The organism is Mesorhizobium sp. B2-6-4 (genome assembly GCF_006441495.1).
Lineage (GTDB): Bacteria > Pseudomonadota > Alphaproteobacteria > Rhizobiales > Rhizobiaceae > Mesorhizobium.
The window spans coordinates 182,240-202,086 of the sequence record NZ_VFUE01000007.1; the positions used below are offsets into that span (position 1 = coordinate 182,240).

The following is a 19,847-nucleotide window of genomic DNA, read 5'->3' on the forward strand; positions in this document are numbered from 1 at the left end:
TGGCCGCAGCCTAGACGGGGCGGGCTTGCCGCGTCGCTGGGCCTTCCGGCATGCGTTGTGAAAAAAGCGACCGCGATGCCGGATCCAGTTGCGGGGAACCCTTAACAATCCCGCTTGATACGCATGGGGTCGACAGCTTATGCGAGGACATCGGCCAATCTGCGCAAGGCAGGAGATCCCATGCGCGTCCTGTCGGATGCTTTCATTCCCGAACTGCCGGGTCACTACAAGGGCAAGGTCCGCGAGAATTACGACCTCCCGGACGGGAGGCGCATCATCATCGCCACAGACCGCCTCAGCGCCTTCGACACCATCCTGACCTCGATCCCGTTCAAGGGCGAGGTCCTGACGCAGACGGCGCGGTACTGGTTCGAGGAAACCGCCGATATCTGCCCGAACCATGTTCTCGAATATCCCGACCCGAATGTCGTCGTCGGCACCAGGCTCGACATCCTGCCGGTCGAGATCGTCGTGCGCGGCTATCTGGCGGGCACCACCAGCACCTCGATCCTGACCCGCTATCGTCGCGGCGAACGGGACATGTATGGCATGCGGCTGCCGGACGGCCTGCGCGACAATGAGAAGCTGGCCGAACCGATCATCACGCCGACCAGCAAGGCCGCGCATGGCGGCCATGACGAGCCGCTGTCCAGGACCGAGATCATCGAACAGGGCCTGCTCACCCAGGCGCAGTGGGACACCGTCTCGGATTACGCCTTGAACCTGTTCGCCCGCGGCCAGGCGCGTGCCGCCGAACGCGGCCTGATCCTCGCCGACACGAAATACGAATTCGGCATCGACCAAAACAGGACGATCATCCTGGCCGACGAAATCCACACGCCCGACAGCAGCCGGTACTGGATCGCCGGGAGTTACGAACAGGCCCTGGCGAACGGCACTCGGCCGGAGAGTTTCGACAAGGATTTCATCCGGTCGTGGGTGACGGCGCGCTGCGATCCCTACAGGGAGCCTATTCCGGAAATCCCGGATGAGATCGTCGAACAGGCCTCCAAAGTCTATGCGCAGGCTTACGAGGCCATCACCGGCAAGACGTTCGTCCCCGACGTTTCCGGGCATACTGTTCTCGATCGCATTCGAGCGAACCTCGAGCGCTATTTATAGAAGGCCGCGAGCCCTTGCGGGGGGACTCGAAATGAAGGTCCGAGCCGTGGATCGCGATCGTCTCGCGTTGACGCGTTGGCGCCTTGACGATACGGGATCAGGGCAGTCAATCTCTGGGGATAACTCGCATGGTGCATTACGCGGACGGGCGGCCGATCGGCGATCTGACGCTGCGCACGCTGGCCATGCCTTCGGACGCCAATGCCGCCGGCGACATTTTCGGCGGCTGGGTGATGGCGCAGATGGACCTGGCCTGCGGCATCCGCGCCGCCGAGCGCGCCAAGGGCCGCGTGGTGACGGCGGCGGTCAAGGAGATGTCCTTCGCCAAGCCGATGAAGATCGGCGACACGCTGTGCATCTACACCCATGTCGAGCGCGTCGGACGCACCTCGATCACGCTCAAGGTCGAGGCCTGGGCGCAGCGCTATCTCTCCGACCTGATGGAAAAGGTCACGCACGCCGATTTCGTCATGGTGGCGCTGGACGGCGAGGGCAAGCCGAAGGCCGTTCCAGCCGAAAACTAAAGCCTGGGACCGCTGTGAAACTGTCTTTCAGCCCTGCGGCGGCGGTGCAGGCACGAAGACAATCAGTCAATGATTGCTGAACGACTGTAGAATTTCAGCCATGCAGGCCATCGAATTTCGCACGCGCGGCCCGCACGCGCGTGGTGTTCCTGCGCGCCCATTCGCCGAGCGCGCTGACGGGGACCAGCAGTTCATGGCCGAGTTCGGTCAGCTCGTAGTCGACGCGCGGCGGAATGGTCGGGAACACGGTGCGGGTGACGAAACCGTCGCGTTCCAGCCCTCGCAAGGTGGTGGTCAGCATCTTCTGCGAGATGCCGCCGACAGCCGCGCGCAGCTCATTGAAGCGCAGCGGTCCGTCGCCGAGCTTGCCGACGACGAGCACGGTCCACTTGTCGCCGACGCGCTGCAGGATTTCCGAAACGGCACGGCAGTCTTCGGTGTTGTGCGGGTTCCTCAGTAACAAAAAGGTGCCTCCTTGCGCATGAAGTTGACAGGAACTCATATAGCCCCGGTATCCAAACGATACCAGTCTTACCTGCCCAGGAATTGCTTACCAGGAGAGCCCCTATGTCCAAACCCAAGATCGCCATCATCGTCGGTTCGACACGCGCCGCGCGCTTCGCCGACGTGCCCACCCAATGGATCGCCAAGATCGCCAAATCGCATGCCGATATCGAGGTCGATGTCGTTGACCTGCGCGATTTCCCGATGCCCTTCTTCGACGAGGTCGCATCCTCCGCCTGGGTGCCATCGACCAACGAGGTGGCGCAGCGCTGGCAGAAGAAGGTCGCCGAATATGACGGCTTCATCTTCACCGCCGCCGAGTACAATCACGGCCCGACGGCCGTGCTGAAGAACGCCATCGACTACGCCGCCAATGAATGGAACAAGAAGCCGGCCGGCTTCGTCGGCTATGGCAGCGTCGGCGGTGCCCGCGCTGTCGAGCAGCTGCGCCTCCACGCGGTCGAATTGCAGATGGCGCCGGTCAAGTCGGCCGTCCATATCGCCTGGGGCGATTTCCTCGCGGTGCGCCAGGGCGAGAAGAAGCTCGAGGAGATCGAGCACCTGAACCAGGCCGCGACCGCGCTCGTCAACGACGTCGCCTGGTGGGCCAAGGCGCTCAAGACCGCGCGCCAGGCCGACGCCATAGACGAGGAAATCAAGGCGGCCTGACCGCCTCGAAATCATCCTCCCAAGGATGTGGGGCGGCGCTTGCGCCGCCCTTTTCAATTGCGGAAGGCTGCTTGCTCGTCCCGCCCTGGCCGTGGCCGGATGACGCAGTCAGCAAGGCGATGCTTTTCGTTCAGTTCGTCGGCGTGGTGCTGGCCCCACTGGCACAGCGCCAGCAGGATGGGCTCGAGGCTGAGGCCGAGCGGCGTGGCGGAATATTCGACGCGCGACGGCACTTCGGCGAAGATTTCGCGGCTGACGAGACCGTGCTCCTCCATTTCGCGGAGCTGCTGGATCAGCACTTTCTGGGTGATGCCCGGCATCAGCGCCTTGAGTGCGGTCAGCCGCCTTGGGCCGTCGAAGAGATGGTAGAGGATGACCGCCTTCCAGCGCCCTGCGATCACTTTCAGGGCACGCTCCGCCGGCAGCAACGGCAGTCTCTTGGTTATTCCGGCCATGGTCACCACCTGGTCAGCAGGGGACAAATAAGTGTGTAGTCGAGGTCTCGCAGATAGTGGCAAACCGCGGCCGATGCCATAGCGATCGGAGTTTGCCATGAAAGCCGCACAATTCAGCCGTTTCGGCGGCCCCCAGGTGCTGGAGATTGTCGACCTGCCGACGCCGGAGCCGCAGGCCGGCGAGGTGCTGATCCGCGTTCATGCCGCCGGCATCAACTTTTTCGAGGTGCTGATGCGCGCGGATGGCTATGCGGTGACGCCGCAATTGCCGATGGTTCCCGGCGTCGAGGCGGCGGGCGTCGTCGAGGCCGTCGGGCAAGGGGTGGACGGTGCGCTGATCGGGACCCGGATCGCCGCGCCCTTGTTTGCCTCGACACGCCCCTTTGGCGGCTATGCCGAGTATGTGACGATCGACGCAGGCTTGGGCCTTCCCCTACCGGCTCCGCTTTCGTCCGAGGAGGCGACGGCGTTGATGGTGCAGGGGCTGACCGCCTTTCATCTGTTGCGGCAAAGTCCGCCGGCGAACAGGACGGTTTTGGTTCCCGCCGCCGCGGGCGGGGTCGGTTCGCTGCTCGTCCAGTTGGCGAAGCGCCAAGGCGCGCGCCGGGTCATTGGGCTCGCCGGCGGCAAGGCCAAGCTCGACGTCGCCATGTCGCACGGTGCCGACATCGCCATCGATCGTCATTCCGGAGACTGGGTGGCCGAAACCAGAGACGCCGCGCAGGGTGGTCTCGATACGATCTATGACACCGTCGGCGGAGCGATGACCGGGGACTTCCTCGATATCCTGGCGCCCGGTGGCGAGCTCGTGTTTGCAGCACTTGGCCGCTATGCGCTTGGCGTTGCCCGGCTGGAGGCGATGATCGGCAGGAATCAGTCGTTGAAGGGCTTCGCGCTGCTCCCGCTGCTGTCCCCTGGAGTGCTGAGAGCGAGCCTTTCGGAGCTTTTCGATCTGGCTGCCAGCGGCGACATTGTCGTCACGACTGGTGGGCGCTTTCCGCTCGACCAAGCCGGCGAGGCGCATCGCCTGCTCGAAGAGCACCGCTCGATCGGCAAGGTCGTGCTGATACCCTAGCGTCGGGCTGCCGCGCAATCCGCTGGGGATAGAAATAGCCTTCGGCCCAAAATCGTGCGTGTCAAACGCCGGCGACGGCGAAAAGCCAGGCCAGGATATCGAACAACAAAAGAACCAGCGCGATCTGCAATGCTACCCGAAGCCGCTGGATGATGCGCCAGTTGCTGGCCATGTCGGCCTTGATGCGAAGGGCAAGCGCGCGCTGCATGGCCGATATCTTCAGCGGCCTGTCGCCATCGACATAGTGATGGAGCAGCTCTTCCGGATCGAAGCGGAACGTGTATTTGTGATAGGGCCAAAGCAGGAAGACGATCAGTCCGCCAATGCCGAACAGCAGGGCCACTGCGATCCAATCCCAGAGCCCGAGCCCGTCGGAAAGCGCCCTTGCGCCAAGCAACGAGTTTACAAACGCGGTGGCGAAGATGAGGCTGCCCGCGCGCGTGTTCATGTTCTCGACGAGATTCTGCTGATGATTGAGGCCTCGCACTGCCTCCTGATAGATAAATGCCAGGCGAGGATCGTCGTCGGCAGGATCGCTTGCGACTGCCGTGTTGCTGCCTCCGGCGCCGGTACGTTCAGTCATGAGAATGCTCTATGCCGTATCGGTGATGCGTCACCTTAGCTCAAAATCCCTTGGCGCTAAAACGTGCCGGAGCATCAGTGGCGAGGTGAAACCACTTGGCGTCGCAGAAAAGCCGAACCAGGCGGGAAACGCCATGCACGTTTCCTGGAGTTGTTCTAGCCACCCCATGAAAGCGCGAAGCGCCGATCATTGTAGTCTTTGAGATATCGGGAGTGGATCGGCGCGGCGAGATGCCGGGATTTCATGTAGATACGCCGAGACAGGCGGCCCGCCATCGACAGGCTCTGCTTCGATCAGCACGCGCAAATTTCCGGGCTTGCCAACGGATTCGATCCTGTCGAGGTTTGCCAAGGCGCGATCGTCCACGGCGTAGAGTTCGCCGCCGACCTGGAAGCCGACGCCTGGTTCATTGAACATCATCGGAGCGAAGCGAGGTCCAGCGATCAGCATCGGGAAGCGCTCTCGCGTCCTGTAGGCGCCCAGAAATGCGGCTTCGGACAAACCCTCGCCGTGAAGGGGAAAGCCTTTCTTCAAGGTACCAAACACGAAGAGTTTCCGCATCATGCGCGGGGAACGCCGGCCAAGCTTGGGAGTTCATCTGTTTTCATCGGCGTTCGGGGCAGCGGAAGTGAGCAAGACAGCGGATTCAGCATCGTATCCGGGCTGAGGCGTGGAGCTGTGAAGGTTGCTTTCGCGCGATGCCGGACCGATACGGGTTGGCCCTCCATATGGGCGGAGCTGCCATCTGGCTCGGCCGTTCTGCCCTGATATATCCGGCCGCGATCCATCACATGAGCAAAGCCCCGTGAAGTCATCCAGCCTGGCAGGCGTCGTTTCCCCCATGATCCCGGTGCTGGTGTGCGCGCTCGGCATCTTCCTTCTGTCGGGGATGGATGCGGCGATGAAGGTTCTGGTCATTGCCGTGGGCGTCTACAACACGGTGCTATGGCGCAGCATGCTGGCAACCGTGGTCGCGGGCGCCGGCTGGTCGGCAGGGTCGCGTTCATTTCCCGCCCTTTCCGTGTTGAGGCTGCATGCGCTGCGTGCCGTTGTTGTCGGCATTGTCTTGCTGTCGTTCTTCTGGGGGCTTGCCAGGCTGCCGCTGGCGGAGGCGATCGGCCTCAGTTTCGTGGCGCCGCTGTTTGCGCTCCTGCTGGCCGCACTGTTGCTGGGCGAACGGATACAGCGACAGGCGATCTGGGCATCGCTGGCCGGCATTGCCGGCGTCGCAATCATAATAGCCGGACAGTTCGGGCATGCGACCTATGCCGAGGATGCCCTGCTCGGCACGGCCGCCGTGCTGGTATCGACGGTGTTCTACGCCTACAATCTGATCCTCGCGCGGCAACAGGCGCTGCTGGCCAAGCCGATCGAAATCATGCTGTTCCAGAACCTTTGCGTTGCCGTCATCCTCGGTCTCGCGGCACCCTGGCTTGCCATTGCGCTGCCAAGCGAGCTCTGGCTTCCTCTCGCCGGGGTGACGGCGCTTTCGCTCGCCGGCCAATTCCTGATGAGCTGGGCCTACGCGCGCGCCGAAGCGCAATATCTGATCCCGACCGAATACTCCGCCTTCATCTGGGCGATTGCGCTTGGGTGGTTCTTCTTCGACGAGGCGGTGACCTGGACCACGCTGGCGGGAGCGGGCCTCATCGTGGCCAGTTGCCTGATCGCCTCGCGCTCGAACCCGAAGCTTTCCGAACCGATCGAAGCCGCGGTTTGACGGTGTTCCCCTGCGACAAATAGCAGGCACTGCGCCGCCGGCCCGAGGCCTGTTCCCTCGCTCGATGCGCCAGCCCTCGAATTCGCCCATCGCTCCAGAGCGGCAATGTTACGGCCCGCCAGAAAGCCGGAATCGCTTTTTTGTGACCTACGCCAGGCGTGGCAGCAAGTATATCGCCGTTTTCTCGGTATAAGCGAAAATTTTATTAAAAGTTTTACTGACTTCATTACGATTTATAGACCATTTCTTGGCCTCTAGTGCTTTCGTTTCGAAAAATGTCACCCAACAGTCGATGTAATGCTGAACTGTGTGGCAAGCTCCTGGAACGACATCGTGCATGGCAACGTTGCTCCGTAAGCGGTTGCCGTTTCGAATGACCTGAACAGGCGCGAGGAAAGGATTTCCTGATGAGCACCGTCGTGAACGCCAAAGGCATCCCTCTCCCCTACACGGGCACGTCCACCCATTGGTTCTCGGCGACCGGATCCGGGCCGGAATTGCACGGCACCTCCGGCAACGACTCCTTCTGGGGGGACGCCAGCGTCAACGTCACCATCTATGGCGGCGCGGGCGACGACTACTATCACCTCTATTCCACCAACAACAAGGTGGTTGAGGATCCCGGGACTGGCATCGACACGATCGACACATGGATGAGCTACAAGCTCCCCGACAATTTCGAGAATCTCGTCGTCACCGGCAACAATCGCTATGCGTTCGGAAATGCGTTGGACAACATCATCAAGGGTGGCTCGGGCCATCAGACGCTGGATGGCGGTCAGGGCAACGACGTGCTGATCGGCGGCAGCGGCGCCGACACTTTCATCATCACCAAGGGCAATGGAAGCGACCTGATCACCGATTTCGGCGCGGACGACACGGTCCGCCTCAATGGCTACGACTTCATGTCTTTCGACGACGTCAAGGCACATATGACCCAGGCAGGATCGAACCTTCTGCTGAACCTCGGATCCGACGAGGTGCTGGTCTTCAACAACACGACGGTGGACAAGCTGGCGCCCAGCCAGTTCGAACTGCCGATCGACAAGTCCGGAATGACGCTGTCCTTTTCCGACGACTTCAACACGCTCAGCCTTTGGAACGGCCATGATGGCACCTGGAATTCCAACTTCTGGTGGGGAGCGCCGAACGGAAGCACGTTGAGCAGCAATGGGGAGCTGCAATGGTACATCGACGCCAATTACGGCCCGACCAGCTCAGTCCACCCGTTCAGCGTGGAAAACGGGGTGCTCACCATCACTGCGGCGCAAGCGCCCGAAGACATCAAGCCACTGATCAACAATTACGAATACACCTCGGGCATCCTGACGACCCACGAAAGCTTCTCGCAGACCTACGGCTATTTCGAAATGCGGGCGGACCTGCCCGAAACGGCCGGAGCCTGGCCGGCCTTCTGGCTGCTGCCGGAAGACGGCTCGTGGCCGCCGGAACTGGACGTCCTGGAAGCGCGCGGGCAGGATCCGAACACGCTCATCATGACGGCGCACACGAACGAGACGGGACAGCACACCAAGGTCTCTTCCTCGGTGAATGTTTCGGACACCGACGGCTTCCATACCTATGGCCTGCTGTGGACACCGGATACGCTCGTCTGGACCTATGACGGCGTAAAGGTCGCCGAAGCCGCGACGCCGTCCGACATGCACACGCCCATGTACATGCTGGCCGATCTAGCCGTCGGCGGTTTTGCCGGCGCGCCTCCCGACCATCTCGCCACGCCGGCGGAGATGAAGATCGACTATATCCGCGCCTATACGCTGGATGACCTGCAGCACCACCCCCTGGACGTCGCGGGCGACCACTCGGTCTGAGCGCCGATGTCTCGGGACATGAACCGCCAAGGGAGCGCGGGAATGATGGGACAGTCAGGTCTGCGGGCGGTGTTGTGGCGCGCCATCGCCGATGTCGGCGTTTTCTCGTTGCTGATCAACGTCCTGCTGCTGGTGATCCCGCTCTATCTGTTGCAGGTTTATGATCGGGTCCTGCCTTCCTCCAACGTCGAGACGCTTGTCTACCTGTCGGTCATCGCGGTTCTCGCGCTGGTCTTTCTGGGCTTTCTGGACGCGGTGCGCTCCATTTACACGCAGCGCGTCGCGGCCAGCATCGACAGCAAGCTCGGGACGGAGACGTTCGCCGCTTCGCTCGCGGCCAACCATGCCTCCGCAGGCCTGTCGCCATTGCGCGATCTCGCCTCGGTATGCGCCTTCATCAGGTCGCGCGGCGTGGCGGTCCTGTTCGACCTGCCGTTTGCTCCGTTCTTCCTCGGACTGCTCTACCTGATCCATCCCGTCCTGTTCTGGCTCACCTTGGCTGGCGTGGCGATGCTGCTTGCACTGGTCATGGCAACCCAGCTTGCCATCGGCAGGAACGACGCCTTGTTTTCACGACGTTCGGCGGTCGCCAGCCAGTCGGAGCAGGCCTTTGCCCGCGACGCCGAGACGCTGCGCGCCATGGGCATGGTCCAGAACGCCGCGCGGGCGTGGGGAAAGCACGTCGCCGAAGCGCTGATCGTTCACGACCGCGCGTCGACGGCTAATGCGATCTTCAGCGGAACGTCGCGGGCGGTGCGGATGATGCTGCAGCTGGCGATACTGGGCGTGGGTGCGTGGCTGGTCCTGCAAGGCAAGATGACGGCCGGGATGATATTCGCGTCTTCCCTGGTATCGTCGCGCGCGCTGCAGCCGCTCGACCAACTGATCGGCTCGTGGCGGCAGATCGTCGACGCCAGACGATCGTGGAAACGGCTGGAGGCAACCCTTTCGGCACGTCCGTCCGCGGTGCAAAAACTGGCCTTGCCTGATCCGTCAGGCGCGATTTCGGCGCAGGATCTGATCTACGTCGCGCCGAATACGCCCGGCGGTCCGCCCATCGTCAAGAGGCTGAATTTCCACATCGGGGCCTGCGAGGCGGTGGCGATCGTCGGCCCGAGCGGAGCCGGCAAATCGACGCTCGCCAGATTGCTTGTCGGTGCGCTCCAACCGGTCAGCGGCTCGGTCAGGATCGACGGTGCCGATCTCAGGACCTGGGACGAAAAGCAGCTTGGAAGGCATATCGGCTATCTCGCGCAGGAGGTGGAACTGTTCCCGGGATCGATCGCGGAGAACGTCGGCCGCTTCGACCCCGACGCGGATGACGCCTCGATCGTCGAGGCGGCAAAGCGTGCCCAGGCCCATGAACTGATTTTGACGCAGCGCGACGGCTACCAGACGATGATCGGTCTCTCTGACAGGGCGCTGTCGGGCGGCGAGCGCCAAAGGATCGGGCTGGCGCGCGCCCTGTACGGCAACCCCAGAATTCTCGTTCTGGACGAGCCCAACGCCCATCTCGACGGCGCCGGCGAGGCGGCGCTCGAAGCGGTGCTCTCGGATGCGCGGTCGGCGGGGATTACCTTGATCGTGATCACGCACCGCCCTTCGATCGCAGCGGCCTGCGACCGCGTGATGCTGCTGCGCGACGGCGCGATCGAAGCCTTCGGCCCGAGCAGCGAGTTGCTGCGGCAGCCGCTCGCCGGCAATTCTTCCCGGCAGAATACGGTGGTGACGGGGTCGTTCGCCACGACCCTCCGCAGTGCCCCGCAAAACACCCGCTTTGGATCGTAAATGATGACAGTGCACAGCCTCGCCGAGGAATGCAGCCCGCGCACCGACACAGGACGCGTGGCATTGGCCGGCTATGCTGCGATAGCGGTATTTGCAGGTTGCTTCGGTTATTGGGCGGCCTATGCCCCCTTGTCCGGAGCGGTGATCACGCAAGGCACGATCTCGGCGATGGGCGGGAACATCCTCATCCAGCACCCCGAGGGGGGCATCGTCCAAGAGTTGCTCGTCCACGAAGGCGATCGCGTGCGGCAGGCGCAGGACCTGATCGTGCTGGATCCAACCGCCGCGCAGGCCGAGCTCAACCGGCTGACGAGGCAGTCGATCGCGCTCAGGGCAAGCGCGGCGCGGCTGGAGGCGGAGCGGGACGGGCTGGACAGGCTGGCGCCGATCACAACAGCGGCGCCGGCGCCGCTTCAGCACGATTTCGAAATGTTGGTTCGGGAACAGCAGAAGGAATTCGACGCCAGGCTCGCCCGGTTCCGGTCGGAACGATCGATCCTCGCGCAGCGGGTCGCCATGCATCGGCAGTCCGTCGTGGGATTGGACGCCCAGAAACAAGCCATCCAGCAGCAGGTCGAGGTGGTGAAGAAGGAGCTCGGCATCAAGACCAGCCTTTTGGACAAGGGCCTGACCAACCGCACCGAATACTCCCAGCTCCTGCGCAGCGAAGCCGACCTCGTCGGCCAGGCGGGGGCACTGGAGGCCAGTCTTGCATCGGCCAGCACCCAGATCGTCGAGGCGCAGGAGCAGACCGAGCGCTTGACCACGCAACGGGTGGAGGAGGCGCTGACGAAGCTGGACAAGGTTCGCTCCAACCTGGCCGATGTCGAGGAACAGATCAGGGCGGCCGCGGCGGTGCTGCGGCGCACGACAATCAAGGCGCCGGCAGCGGGCATCGTGGTGGCGTCGACCTACAATTCCAAGGGCAGCGTGATTGCTCCGGGCGAAAAGATCATGGAAATCCTGCCGACGACATCGGGATTGGTCGTCGACGCGAAGCTGCGGCCGAAGGACATCGATCAGGTGCGCGTCGGCCAGCCGGCGAAACTACGATTGTCCGCCTTGAACACGCGGCTCACGCCCGAGGTTCCAGCCACCGTGACACAGATTTCCGCGGATCGGCTGATCGACGAGGCTACGCGTGAACCCTATTTCCGGGCGAAGCTGAAGATCGATGCCCTGCCATCCCGCGTGAGGCCCGAACAGCTCTATCCCGGGACGCCGGTCGAGACGTTCATCAACACTGGCGACCGGACTTTCCTGGAATATCTCGCACGGCCGATGCTCGATTCGTTCGCCCGCGCCTTCACGGAGCAGTAGGCGCGGACCGGTAGATCGATCGGCCGACGCCCATGGCTCTTGGCCCGAGGCAACGTTGGAACAGTCAGCGCACCACTTCGCGGTGGCCGCTGGGCAGGCGCGTGGCGATCAGCTTGTCGATGCGGCGGCCGTCGAGATCGACCACCTCGAAGCGCCAGCCTTGCGCGTCGACGCATTCGCCGGTCGCCGGCAGATGGTGCATGTGCGACAGCACATAGCCGGCGACGGTCTCGTAGTCGCGGTTTTCCGGCAGGTCGATGCCCAGCACCTCGGCCATCTCGTCGGCCTGCATATAGCCGGCAAGCAGCCATGAGCCGTCGTCACGCTTGACGGCATTCTCTTCCTCGCCGGCTTCGAGGTCCGAACGGAAGACGCCGGTGATGGCCTCCAGAATGTCGGCGGGTGTGACGATGCCTTCGAAATGGCCGTATTCGTCATGCACCAGCGCCATCGGCACGTCGGATTCCTTCAGCGTCTGCAGCACGTCGAGCGCGTCGGCCTGATCGTGCACGATGGGCGCGGTGCGCACGTGCCGGCGCGGGTCGAGCGCACGGCCGCCAAGCAGCGCCGCCAGCACGTCGCGCGTCTGGACGACGCCGATCATGGCGTCGACGCCGCCGTCGCCGGCGGGCAGGCGCGAATGCTGCGTGTCCATCAGGAGCTTGCGGATGGTGGCATCGTCGGACTGGAGATTGATCCAGTCGACCTCGGTGCGCGGCGTCATGACGGCGCGCACGGCGCGATCGCCAAGCCGCATGACGCCGGCGATCATGCGGCGCTCGTCGGATTCGATGGTGCCGTGATGCTCGGCCTCGGCGACCAGCATCTTGATCTCCTCGTCGGTAACCTTCTCCTCGCTCTCGCCGCGCTGGCCGAGCAGCCAAAGCACGGCGCGGCCCGAAATATCGAGCAGGAAGACCAGCGGCGCCGAGACGGTGGCGAGGACGGTCATGGCCGGGGCGGCGCGCACGGCGACCCGCTCGGGGTCGCGCAGCGCGATCTGCTTGGGCACGAGCTCACCGATGATCAGCGAGGCATAGGTGATGATGGCCACGACGATGCCGACGCCGAGCGGATCGGCGATGTTTTCGCGGATGCCGTTCGAGGCCAGGAACTGCGCCAGCCTTTCGCCGAGCGTGGCGCCGGAAAAGGCGCCGGACAGCACGCCGACCAGGGTGATGCCGATCTGTACCGAGGACAGGAACTTGCCGGGGTTGGAGCCAAGCGCAAGCGCCCGGCCGGCGCCCTTAACCTCGCGATCGATCATTGCCTTGAGGCGGGCCGGCCGCGACGAGACGATGGCAAGCTCGGACATTGCCAGAAGGCCGTTCACGCAGATGAGGACGACCACGGTGGCGATTTCAACATATAGCATCAGGGGTCAATAGCATTGCCGTGCTGGATTGGAAAATAGTCAGCAGCCGTTTTCAGGAAGATGACAGCGCATGCGGCCCCGTCAGGCGGCATCCCAGGGCGGCGCCGAAAAATGCTCGACCAGCGCATCGACTACGACGCGGACCTTCGGCGTCACTGCTCGCGTCACCGGCCAAACGGCGTGGACGGCAATGTTTTCGACGAGGCGGTCCGACAGCACCATTTCGAGCGCACCGCTCCTGAGGCTGTCCGCCGCCAACCATGTCGGCAGGAAGGTGATGCCGCAGCCGGCAAGGGCGGCGTCGAGCATCGGCTCGCCATTGTCGAGGACCAGCCTTGCCCGCGGTGTGAACTTTCCGATTTGGCCGTCGGCGTGCCTTATGGTCCAGGGATGGGCGACGCCGTTACGGGTGTAGCCGATCAGCTTATGAGCGGCGAGCTCCTCGATCGTTCGCGGCCTGCCGTGCTCCTCGAGGTAGGCGGGGGCGGCCAATACGCACGAGCGTTGGACATAGAGCCGCCGCGCCGCGAGCGACAGGCTGTCGTCGAGCTCGCCCATGCGAACTGCCAGGTCGATGCCTTCTTCGATGAGATCGACGCGACGGTCGTTGAAGGAGATCTCCATCGCCAGATCGGGGAAGCGCTTGGAAATGTCGAACAAAACTGGGGCAACGCAGCGCTGGCCGAAGGCCGACGGCAAATCGACCCGAAGCCGGCCCGAGGGCACTTGCCGGTGCGAGGCAAGCAGCGACTGGGCGGCTTCGATTTCGGACAGCGCCCTGACGCAGGCTTCGTAATAGCTGAGGCCTTCGCTTGTCGGGCTCAGGCTGCGGGTGGTGCGATTGAGCAGACGCACGCCAAGCCGATGCTCCAGCTGTGCGATCGATTTGCCGACCGCCGATTTCGTCACGCGCAGCCGTTCTCCCGCACTGGTGAAGCTGCCGGCTTCGATCGTTTGAACGAAGGCGACAATGCCCTGCAGATCGGCGGATTCCATGGCTGTGCCCCTATTGTAGAATAATGATCTTCAATTCGTTTCCAATTATGCCACATAGAAGCACTTTTTTCCATAGTGGAATGACGTAAAGATCTCGCCAGCAACTCAATCCGGAGCAGACGAGATGAACAGAGACATCAACAGATCCTGGCAAATGACCGGTTTTGGCCTGTCCAAGCTGCAAGCGGCGCAGGGAAAGATACCCGCACCCGGGCCTCATGAGCTGCTGGTGCGGATCAAGGCCATATCGCTGAATTACAAGGATCGAATGATCCTAGACGGGGTGCTGATCCCGGACCTCGTCTTTCCCTTCGTGCCGACATCGGATGCGGTGGGCGAGGTCGTGGCGGTCGGCGGCGGCGTCAGCCGCTTCCAGGCCGGGCAACGCGTGCTGGGCCAAGTGATCGCCGACTGGCCTGACGGCGATGCGCCGCCGGTGCTTCACCAGCACACGCTGGGATTGTCACTGCCCGGCACCTTGTCCGACTACGTGCTGCTTCACGAGGATGCCGTCGTGCTGGCGCCGCCTTCGCTCAGCGACGCCGAGGCCTCGACGCTGCCGATCGCGGCGCTGACGGCGTGGTTTGCGTTGGCGGAGGCGACGAAGCCGGTGCCCGGCCAGACCGTTCTCATCCAGGGCACCGGCGGCGTGTCGCTGTTTGCACTGCAATTCGCGGCTGCTTTCGGCCTGCGCGCCATCGTCACCTCGAGCAGCGACGACAAGCTCGAACGGGCCAGGAAACTCGGCGCCTGGCAAGTGATCAACTACCGCACCCAGCCGGCATGGGACGAAGCCGCGCGTGACCTGACGGGTGGAACCGGCGTCAACCATATCCTGGAGATGGTCGGCGGCGACAATGCGCGGCGATCGCTCGATGCCCTGGCCGCCGACGGCCGCCTGTCGGTCATCGGCCTGCTGGGCTCGATGGAACTCAGCTTTCCGGTCGTGCCGTTCCTGCGCAATCGCATCGTCGTGCAAGGGATATCGATCGGTCATCGCCGCGCCTTCGAGCGGATGAACCAGGCGATCGAGGTGCTCGGCATCCGGCCGGTGGTCGACAAGGTCTTCGGCTTCGAGGAGGTGGAGCAGGCCTTCCAGCATCTGGAGAAGGGACCGTTCGGCAAGGTCGTGGTCGCCACGAGCTGACTTCAGGCATCACGGCAGTTGCTTCAGCACGCCGAGCACGGCCTTGCCGTCGGTGAAATAGGGGTCGCCGCCGCCATTGCGCCCGTGCGTGGTGGCGCCGATGCCTTCCAGGTCGCTGGTTGAGATCAGCATTCCGGCGGCGGTCAAATCCTGGATAAGAAAGTCGCGTTCGGCGTCGATGTCGGGGCCGATATGATGGGTGATGGCGCCGGTGTCCTGGCTCAGGCCCACGCCACGGTCGAAACTGGCCGAGCCCAGCCATAGCGGACGGCCGTCGTCGCCGGTGGCATCAGTCTGCCAGAAGCGCACATGGTGACGGCGGTCGGCGCTGCCACCTACCGGCTTCTCGAAGGCAAGATCCTGAGCGCGGCCTTCGAACAGCAGCCGGCTCACCGGCGCGTCCGGATAGGGGCGCGAAAACAAGACGCTTTCGCCAATGTCGATCGCGGTTCTCAGCGTCACGGCGTCGGCCGTGTCCCAGCCAGCGACGGCGAAGGCATGGACAACCTCCTTTTGCGTGCCGATCAGGCCGACATTGATCGGGTCGCCCGGAATGCCTTGCGGGGTGTGCGTCACCATCTCGAAGCTTTGGCTGCGAAAGCCGCGATCGCGAAACGTCCAGAATTCCGGCGCGGCGACATAGGCCAGCACCAGATAGGTCGCCAGAAGCAACACCAGCCAGGTCGCAGCGCGTCGTCGGAAGCTTCGTTGGCTCATCGATGCCGCTCGAGTTCTACGACGTCACTGTACGCGGCGAAGCCGCCGCCAGGCAAAGGGATCAGCGGCAGGCGCGATAGCCGCTCTTGCGGTTCTTGATGTCGAAGTGGAAATGGTTGCGGTGGTCGTAATTGTAGCCGGGGCCGAGCACGGTGGTGAAATACTGGCAGCCGTCGGCGCGCACATTGTTGAGGAAGCCGCGGGTGCGGAAGGCGAACAGGCCGGGCTTGCGCACGTCGATGTCGTCGCCATTGTTGAGTTCGATGCTCATCACGTCGAGCGCGTTGCCCTTGCCGTGTTCCGACAGCACGCCTTCGCCGGCGATGTTGCGGCAGGAATAGCTGGAACCCTGGTGGATGGTCCTGACGCCGGAGAAGTAGCGCCAGCGGGCGGAAGGAACGAGCTCGTTCTTCGTCCACGCGGCGAAGCTGGCGGCCATGTCGCAGGTCAGCGTCGCGGCGGGCTTCATCTCGACGCTGCCGATGGCCGAAACCTTCACCGGATAGTCGATGCCGCACTGGCCTTCATGGATCGGCGCCAGGTCGGTGAAGGTGACGCCGAGGCGCCTCAGCTGCTGACGGCAGTCGGTCTCGCTGGCCGGCATCTGCTCGACCGGCGACATCGGCTCGTCCATGCGTGGATAGGCGGCCTGCGTCATGTAGGGATTGGAAGGAACCAGCCGCTGCATGCCTGAATATTGCGGCACGGCCGCGGTCTGCGCGCCGACATCGACGGCCGGCTCCAGTGCCAGCACGTTGCCGGTGTTGCAGGCCGACACCGCGGCCAGCGCAAGCAGGGCGGCCACCCCGCCGGCAGCGGCGCGCGCGCGTTTCGATTGCCGCGCAAGCGCCAGCGCGGCACGAAATATCCCGTCCATCGGCAGTCCCTTTCCCGATAGGCGGGATTTTAACGATCAACGGTAAAGGAAAAATCAGCGCCGGCGTTCATGCCTGCGGCCGAATTGCGGCATCGCTTCTGAGCCGGCCCTACTGGCAGAAGGTACCGCCGTGGCGGCGCGGCTCGAGGTCGAGGTGCAAATGCAGCGAATGATCGGCATCGCTGCCCGGGCCCAGCACGGTCTTGAACGGCCCGCAGGCGGCCTTGCGCACCGCGTCGAGGAATTTGGCGTCCTTGTCCGGTGGCGCCGGGCCGACCTCGATCGTCCTGCCGTCCGCAAGTGTGAAGCTGGCAATATCGAGCGCATTGCCGAAGGCATGTTCGGACAGTTTGCGCGTGCCGTTGCGTGGCCGGCACACAAAGGCCGATGCCTGGCCGATCGATTTCAGGTCGGTGCCGAATTCGGCTTTCGCCGCCGGCTGGATGACGTTGCCGGCAAAGCGTGCCGCCGCCTCGGCCATTGCGCAATTGAGCTCGGCGCCCGGGGCAATGGCGATCGACTTGCCAAGGCTCTTCAGCACCAGGGGATAGGGGATCGAACAGCCGATATCGCGATCGCTTTCAGCCTTGTGCTCCTCGAATTCGACACCGAGACCCCTCAGCCGCTCGCGGCAGGCGACTTCCTCGGCAGGCATTTTCGCGTCTGGCAGGTCAGCCGAACGCGGATCGGGAAGCATCTCCTTTTTGTCCGCGTCCGCCGGCTTTGGCGGCGGTGGCGGGGCGAGGGCCGGCGGCTCAACCTCCGGTTCCGCAGTCTCAGGCCTTTGTGTCGGCGTCGGCGCCACGGCTGGCGGCTCCGGTTCGCCTTTCGCATCGGCTGGCGGCTCGGGCCGGGCTTGTTGCTTCCGAGGGGATCCTTCCTCCTGAAACCGGTCGGATGTTGCGGCTGGATTTTGCGTGTTCGGTTCTGTCGCCTCTGGCGCGTCAGCGGGGCGCGGTTCAGGCACGGGGACATCCGCACGTACCGGCTTCGGATTTTGCGTCCTCTGCCGTGCCGGCTTCGGCTTGCGATGCCTTTCGCCGCGCGGTTTCAGCGGCCGGTCAACCCGCGGCGTCAGCGGCTGTTCCACCCGTGGTGAAAGCGGCTCGTGATGCCTGTGACGATGCCTGGCATCGGCCGGCGTCACCAGCAGTGCTGTCACGACCATGACCAATGCAATCCTGTATTTTCGGGAAAAGCTCAGTGTTGCCATCGCCTCGAAACGGTGCCGGGATGCTCGAAGTTGCCTGGAAGGCGCTTAGGCCCGATCACAATCGATTACCAGCGCGTTACGCACCGATCGCTTCCAGCCCTTCCTCCAGCCAATCGGCGAGCAACGGCAAGCCGAGCAGGTATTTGGCCGTGTGCTTGTTGGCGCGCTCGCGCGCGGCGGCGACGGCGTCGGCCCATTCCGAGGCATCGTAGTCGCCACGGCCGACCCAAGCGAGCGCGACGAGCTCGGCCGCCTCGTCGACATTGAGGTCGTTGATCAGCTCGCGCAGTTCCTCTTCGGTCAGGTTTTCCGAGCTTTCCTCGGCGAGTCCGTCATGATGATGATTGTCACGGGTGTTTCCATCGAACTCGATTTCGTGTTCGGCGCCGTCGGCATAGTCTTCATTGATGGCGGCGCTCAACGCCTTGCATTTGAGGATGAACAGCCGCACGGTGTCGGGCCCGATCGTCAAATCCCAGTTCTTTTCAAGCCGTCGCTGCACTGGCGGTCTCCGCTGGCTCAGCTTTCATCGCCGCCGATGATAGCGGATTTCGAGCATCCGTCACCTCATGTTAGCCCCTTGCTTTTTTCCGGGATGAAACCGCCGACACGCTGCGTTAGTGTTGCATTCTCACCCCTCCAGGAGGCTCCGATGCATAAAAGAGTGCTGATCCAGGCGGCGAGCGCGCTTCTCGCTCTGCAGTTCCTTGCCGTTCCGGTGTTTGCCGCAGGCAGCGGTGACGACACCAGTACGACCACCAAATGCAAGAAAGGCATGGTCTGGGACAAGAAGAAGAACAAGTGCGTCGCACCCCAGGAAGGCATGCTGGACGACGACAGCATCTATGATGCCGGGCATGACCTGGCGATGGCCGGCCGCTATGACGAGGCGATCGCCGTGCTCAGCCTCGCCGCCAACAAGCAGGACCCGCGCATCCTCAACTATCTCGGCTATTCGCACCGCCATTCCGGCCGCGTCGCCGTTGGCCTCGGCTATTACGAGGAAGCGCTGCGCATCGATCCCAACTACACGCTGGTGCGCGAATATCTCGGCGAAGCCCATCTCCAGATCGGCGACCTGGCCGGCGCCCAGCAACAGCTGATGGAGATCGAAAAGCGAACCGGCAAGGGTTCACGCGAATACGGCATGCTGGCCGAACAGATCGACCATTTCATGAGGAGCTGACCCCCTCAATGCCTTTTCGAACCGGCCGCGAGCAATCACGGCCGGTTTTTTGTTGCCATGCCGGCTCCTGCGACGGCGCGCGCGAAAACGGTGATGATTTCTTCAGAAACCGATTTTTGGGCGTGAAAAGCCCGCAAAGATTGCTATATTCAGGGAAATTGCGGTGAACGGTTCCGTTAGCCCGAGGCTGCCGGACCGTTTTCTTTTTGCACCATCGATAAGGCTTTCCCCGAAATGCGGGGGTGGCGGCAGGAAAGGTCAGGTATCATGAACAAGGTCCCGATGACAGGCGAGGGGTTCGCGTCATTGAAGGAAGAACTGCGCTGGCGCCAGCAGGAGGAGCGGCCGCGCATCATCGAGGCGATCTCCGAAGCGCGCTCGCACGGCGACCTATCCGAAAATGCCGAATACCATGCCGCCAAAGAGGCACAGAGCCTCAATGAGGGCCGTGTCAACGAGCTCGAGGATCTCATCGCCCGGGCCGAAGTCATCGATGTCACCAAGCTCAGCGGCGACAAGGTCAAGTTCGGCGCCACCGTGGTGCTGGTCGACGAGGACACCGAGGAGAAGAAGACCTACCAGATCGTCGGCGATCAGGAGGCGGACGTGAAGTCCGGCCGCATCTCGATCTCCTCGCCGATCGCGCGGGCGCTCATCGGCAAGGAAGTCGGCGACGCCATCGAGGTCAACGCGCCGGGTGGTGCAAGGGGCTACGAGATCGTACAGGTGCAGTTTATCTAAGGA

Annotated in this window: 21 protein-coding genes; 11 read left to right on the forward strand and 10 right to left on the reverse strand. The window is 63.3% G+C overall.

From position 1 onward, the window contains the following. Nucleotides 1–180 precede the first annotated feature (180 nt). Together FJ426_RS12000 and FJ426_RS12005 are read left to right on the forward strand one after the other, a co-directional pair. Nucleotides 181–1,122, forward strand: a complete 942-nt coding sequence (locus tag FJ426_RS12000) for a phosphoribosylaminoimidazolesuccinocarboxamide synthase (RefSeq protein ID WP_140560631.1) — start codon at nucleotides 181–183, stop codon at nucleotides 1,120–1,122. 128 nt (nucleotides 1,123–1,250) lie between these two features. Beyond that, nucleotides 1,251–1,646 carry an acyl-CoA thioesterase gene (locus tag FJ426_RS12005; protein WP_140560632.1) on the forward strand — a complete coding sequence of 132 codons (396 nt, stop codon included), beginning with the start codon at nucleotides 1,251–1,253 and terminating at the stop codon, nucleotides 1,644–1,646. 94 nt (nucleotides 1,647–1,740) lie between these two features. On the opposite strand, the gene FJ426_RS12010 is transcribed toward FJ426_RS12005, so the two are convergent. Next, the gene (locus tag FJ426_RS12010; RefSeq protein WP_181165214.1) at nucleotides 1,741–2,109 is read right to left on the reverse strand and encodes a helix-turn-helix domain-containing protein; all 369 of its coding nucleotides are present in this window, start codon (nucleotides 2,107–2,109) and stop codon (nucleotides 1,741–1,743) included. A gap of 104 nt (nucleotides 2,110–2,213) precedes the next feature. On the opposite strand from FJ426_RS12010, the gene FJ426_RS12015 reads away from it, so the two are divergent. Further along, complete coding sequence (locus FJ426_RS12015) at nucleotides 2,214–2,819, forward strand: NADPH-dependent FMN reductase (protein ID WP_140495977.1); 606 nt, start codon at nucleotides 2,214–2,216, stop codon at nucleotides 2,817–2,819. A gap of 53 nt (nucleotides 2,820–2,872) precedes the next feature. Here the strand turns inward: FJ426_RS12015 and FJ426_RS12020 are convergent, their stop codons facing one another. Then, complete coding sequence (locus tag FJ426_RS12020) at nucleotides 2,873–3,274, reverse strand: helix-turn-helix domain-containing protein (RefSeq protein WP_140560633.1); 402 nt, start codon at nucleotides 3,272–3,274, stop codon at nucleotides 2,873–2,875. A gap of 97 nt (nucleotides 3,275–3,371) precedes the next feature. Between FJ426_RS12020 and FJ426_RS12025 the strand changes: the two genes are divergently transcribed. Beyond that, nucleotides 3,372–4,349, forward strand: a complete 978-nt coding sequence (locus FJ426_RS12025) for a zinc-binding dehydrogenase (protein WP_140560634.1) — start codon at nucleotides 3,372–3,374, stop codon at nucleotides 4,347–4,349. A gap of 61 nt (nucleotides 4,350–4,410) precedes the next feature. Here the strand turns inward: FJ426_RS12025 and FJ426_RS12030 are convergent, their stop codons facing one another. After that, a complete protein-coding gene (locus FJ426_RS12030) occupies nucleotides 4,411–4,932 on the reverse strand; it encodes a hypothetical protein (protein ID WP_181169647.1) in 522 nt (173 codons plus the stop codon). 186 nt (nucleotides 4,933–5,118) lie between these two features. Further along, the gene (locus FJ426_RS12035; RefSeq protein ID WP_246675535.1) at nucleotides 5,119–5,496 is read right to left on the reverse strand and encodes a gamma-glutamylcyclotransferase family protein; all 378 of its coding nucleotides are present in this window, start codon (nucleotides 5,494–5,496) and stop codon (nucleotides 5,119–5,121) included. Between the two features lie 277 nt (nucleotides 5,497–5,773). Between FJ426_RS12035 and FJ426_RS12040 the strand changes: the two genes are divergently transcribed. From FJ426_RS12040 to FJ426_RS12055, 4 genes are all read left to right on the forward strand, one after another. Next, nucleotides 5,774–6,652, forward strand: a complete 879-nt coding sequence (locus FJ426_RS12040) for a DMT family transporter (RefSeq protein WP_140516990.1) — start codon at nucleotides 5,774–5,776, stop codon at nucleotides 6,650–6,652. 407 nt (nucleotides 6,653–7,059) lie between these two features. Further along, nucleotides 7,060–8,484 (forward strand): family 16 glycosylhydrolase, encoded by a 1,425-nt coding sequence (locus tag FJ426_RS12045; RefSeq protein WP_140560635.1) that lies wholly within the window; start codon nucleotides 7,060–7,062, stop codon nucleotides 8,482–8,484. A 42-nt stretch (nucleotides 8,485–8,526) separates the two neighbouring features. Next, nucleotides 8,527–10,272, forward strand: a complete 1,746-nt coding sequence (locus FJ426_RS12050) for a type I secretion system permease/ATPase (RefSeq protein ID WP_140560636.1) — start codon at nucleotides 8,527–8,529, stop codon at nucleotides 10,270–10,272. A 3-nt stretch (nucleotides 10,273–10,275) separates the two neighbouring features. Then, complete coding sequence (locus tag FJ426_RS12055) at nucleotides 10,276–11,592, forward strand: HlyD family type I secretion periplasmic adaptor subunit (protein WP_140560637.1); 1,317 nt, start codon at nucleotides 10,276–10,278, stop codon at nucleotides 11,590–11,592. Between the two features lie 64 nt (nucleotides 11,593–11,656). Here the strand turns inward: FJ426_RS12055 and FJ426_RS12060 are convergent, their stop codons facing one another. Further along, nucleotides 11,657–12,967: a hemolysin family protein gene (locus tag FJ426_RS12060; RefSeq protein WP_140516828.1), complete on the reverse strand. Its 1,311-nt coding sequence runs from the start codon at nucleotides 12,965–12,967 to the stop codon at nucleotides 11,657–11,659. An 81-nt stretch (nucleotides 12,968–13,048) separates the two neighbouring features. Then, on the reverse strand, nucleotides 13,049–13,963 hold the full coding sequence (locus FJ426_RS12065; protein ID WP_140556038.1) for a LysR family transcriptional regulator: 915 nt from the start codon (nucleotides 13,961–13,963) through the stop codon (nucleotides 13,049–13,051). A 124-nt stretch (nucleotides 13,964–14,087) separates the two neighbouring features. Here FJ426_RS12065 and FJ426_RS12070 point away from each other — a divergent pair, with 124 nt between their 5' ends. After that, nucleotides 14,088–15,110 (forward strand): NAD(P)-dependent alcohol dehydrogenase, encoded by a 1,023-nt coding sequence (locus FJ426_RS12070; RefSeq protein ID WP_140560638.1) that lies wholly within the window; start codon nucleotides 14,088–14,090, stop codon nucleotides 15,108–15,110. Nucleotides 15,111–15,119: 9 nt separating this feature from the next. Here the strand turns inward: FJ426_RS12070 and FJ426_RS12075 are convergent, their stop codons facing one another. The 4 genes from FJ426_RS12075 to FJ426_RS12090 form a co-directional block, all read right to left on the reverse strand. Then, nucleotides 15,120–15,827 carry an LssY C-terminal domain-containing protein gene (locus tag FJ426_RS12075; protein WP_140825215.1) on the reverse strand — a complete coding sequence of 236 codons (708 nt, stop codon included), beginning with the start codon at nucleotides 15,825–15,827 and terminating at the stop codon, nucleotides 15,120–15,122. Between the two features lie 61 nt (nucleotides 15,828–15,888). Then, nucleotides 15,889–16,704 carry an extensin family protein gene (locus tag FJ426_RS12080; protein ID WP_140524881.1) on the reverse strand — a complete coding sequence of 272 codons (816 nt, stop codon included), beginning with the start codon at nucleotides 16,702–16,704 and terminating at the stop codon, nucleotides 15,889–15,891. A 109-nt stretch (nucleotides 16,705–16,813) separates the two neighbouring features. Beyond that, nucleotides 16,814–17,794 (reverse strand): extensin family protein, encoded by a 981-nt coding sequence (locus FJ426_RS12085; RefSeq protein WP_224646967.1) that lies wholly within the window; start codon nucleotides 17,792–17,794, stop codon nucleotides 16,814–16,816. A 199-nt stretch (nucleotides 17,795–17,993) separates the two neighbouring features. Then, nucleotides 17,994–18,419 (reverse strand): DUF3775 domain-containing protein, encoded by a 426-nt coding sequence (locus tag FJ426_RS12090; protein ID WP_140524880.1) that lies wholly within the window; start codon nucleotides 18,417–18,419, stop codon nucleotides 17,994–17,996. 150 nt (nucleotides 18,420–18,569) lie between these two features. On the opposite strand from FJ426_RS12090, the gene FJ426_RS12095 reads away from it, so the two are divergent. Together FJ426_RS12095 and greA are read left to right on the forward strand one after the other, a co-directional pair. Next, on the forward strand, nucleotides 18,570–19,103 hold the full coding sequence (locus FJ426_RS12095) for a tetratricopeptide repeat protein (protein ID WP_140495965.1): 534 nt from the start codon (nucleotides 18,570–18,572) through the stop codon (nucleotides 19,101–19,103). Nucleotides 19,104–19,370: 267 nt separating this feature from the next. After that, on the forward strand, nucleotides 19,371–19,844 hold the full coding sequence (greA, locus tag FJ426_RS12100; protein WP_008877613.1) for a transcription elongation factor GreA: 474 nt from the start codon (nucleotides 19,371–19,373) through the stop codon (nucleotides 19,842–19,844). The last annotated feature ends 3 nt before the right edge of the window (nucleotides 19,845–19,847 follow it).

Coding starts and splice junctions, on each gene's coding strand:
- FJ426_RS12030 (WP_181169647.1), bottom strand. CDS start 4,932: ATGACTGAACGTACCGGCGCCGGAGGCAGCAACACGGCAGTCGCAAGC.
- FJ426_RS12020 (WP_140560633.1), bottom strand. CDS start 3,274: ATGGCCGGAATAACCAAGAGACTGCCGTTGCTGCCGGCGGAGCGTGCC.
- FJ426_RS12035 (WP_246675535.1), bottom strand. CDS start 5,496: ATGATGCGGAAACTCTTCGTGTTTGGTACCTTGAAGAAAGGCTTTCCC.
- FJ426_RS12025 (WP_140560634.1), top strand. CDS start 3,372: ATGAAAGCCGCACAATTCAGCCGTTTCGGCGGCCCCCAGGTGCTGGAG.
- greA (WP_008877613.1), top strand. CDS start 19,371: ATGAACAAGGTCCCGATGACAGGCGAGGGGTTCGCGTCATTGAAGGAA.
- FJ426_RS12075 (WP_140825215.1), bottom strand. CDS start 15,827: ATGAGCCAACGAAGCTTCCGACGACGCGCTGCGACCTGGCTGGTGTTG.
- FJ426_RS12070 (WP_140560638.1), top strand. CDS start 14,088: ATGAACAGAGACATCAACAGATCCTGGCAAATGACCGGTTTTGGCCTG.
- FJ426_RS12045 (WP_140560635.1), top strand. CDS start 7,060: ATGAGCACCGTCGTGAACGCCAAAGGCATCCCTCTCCCCTACACGGGC.
- FJ426_RS12060 (WP_140516828.1), bottom strand. CDS start 12,967: ATGCTATATGTTGAAATCGCCACCGTGGTCGTCCTCATCTGCGTGAAC.
- FJ426_RS12055 (WP_140560637.1), top strand. CDS start 10,276: ATGACAGTGCACAGCCTCGCCGAGGAATGCAGCCCGCGCACCGACACA.
- FJ426_RS12005 (WP_140560632.1), top strand. CDS start 1,251: ATGGTGCATTACGCGGACGGGCGGCCGATCGGCGATCTGACGCTGCGC.
- FJ426_RS12095 (WP_140495965.1), top strand. CDS start 18,570: ATGCATAAAAGAGTGCTGATCCAGGCGGCGAGCGCGCTTCTCGCTCTG.
- FJ426_RS12050 (WP_140560636.1), top strand. CDS start 8,527: ATGATGGGACAGTCAGGTCTGCGGGCGGTGTTGTGGCGCGCCATCGCC.
- FJ426_RS12080 (WP_140524881.1), bottom strand. CDS start 16,704: ATGGACGGGATATTTCGTGCCGCGCTGGCGCTTGCGCGGCAATCGAAA.
- FJ426_RS12015 (WP_140495977.1), top strand. CDS start 2,214: ATGTCCAAACCCAAGATCGCCATCATCGTCGGTTCGACACGCGCCGCG.
- FJ426_RS12000 (WP_140560631.1), top strand. CDS start 181: ATGCGCGTCCTGTCGGATGCTTTCATTCCCGAACTGCCGGGTCACTAC.
- FJ426_RS12040 (WP_140516990.1), top strand. CDS start 5,774: ATGATCCCGGTGCTGGTGTGCGCGCTCGGCATCTTCCTTCTGTCGGGG.
- FJ426_RS12065 (WP_140556038.1), bottom strand. CDS start 13,963: ATGGAATCCGCCGATCTGCAGGGCATTGTCGCCTTCGTTCAAACGATC.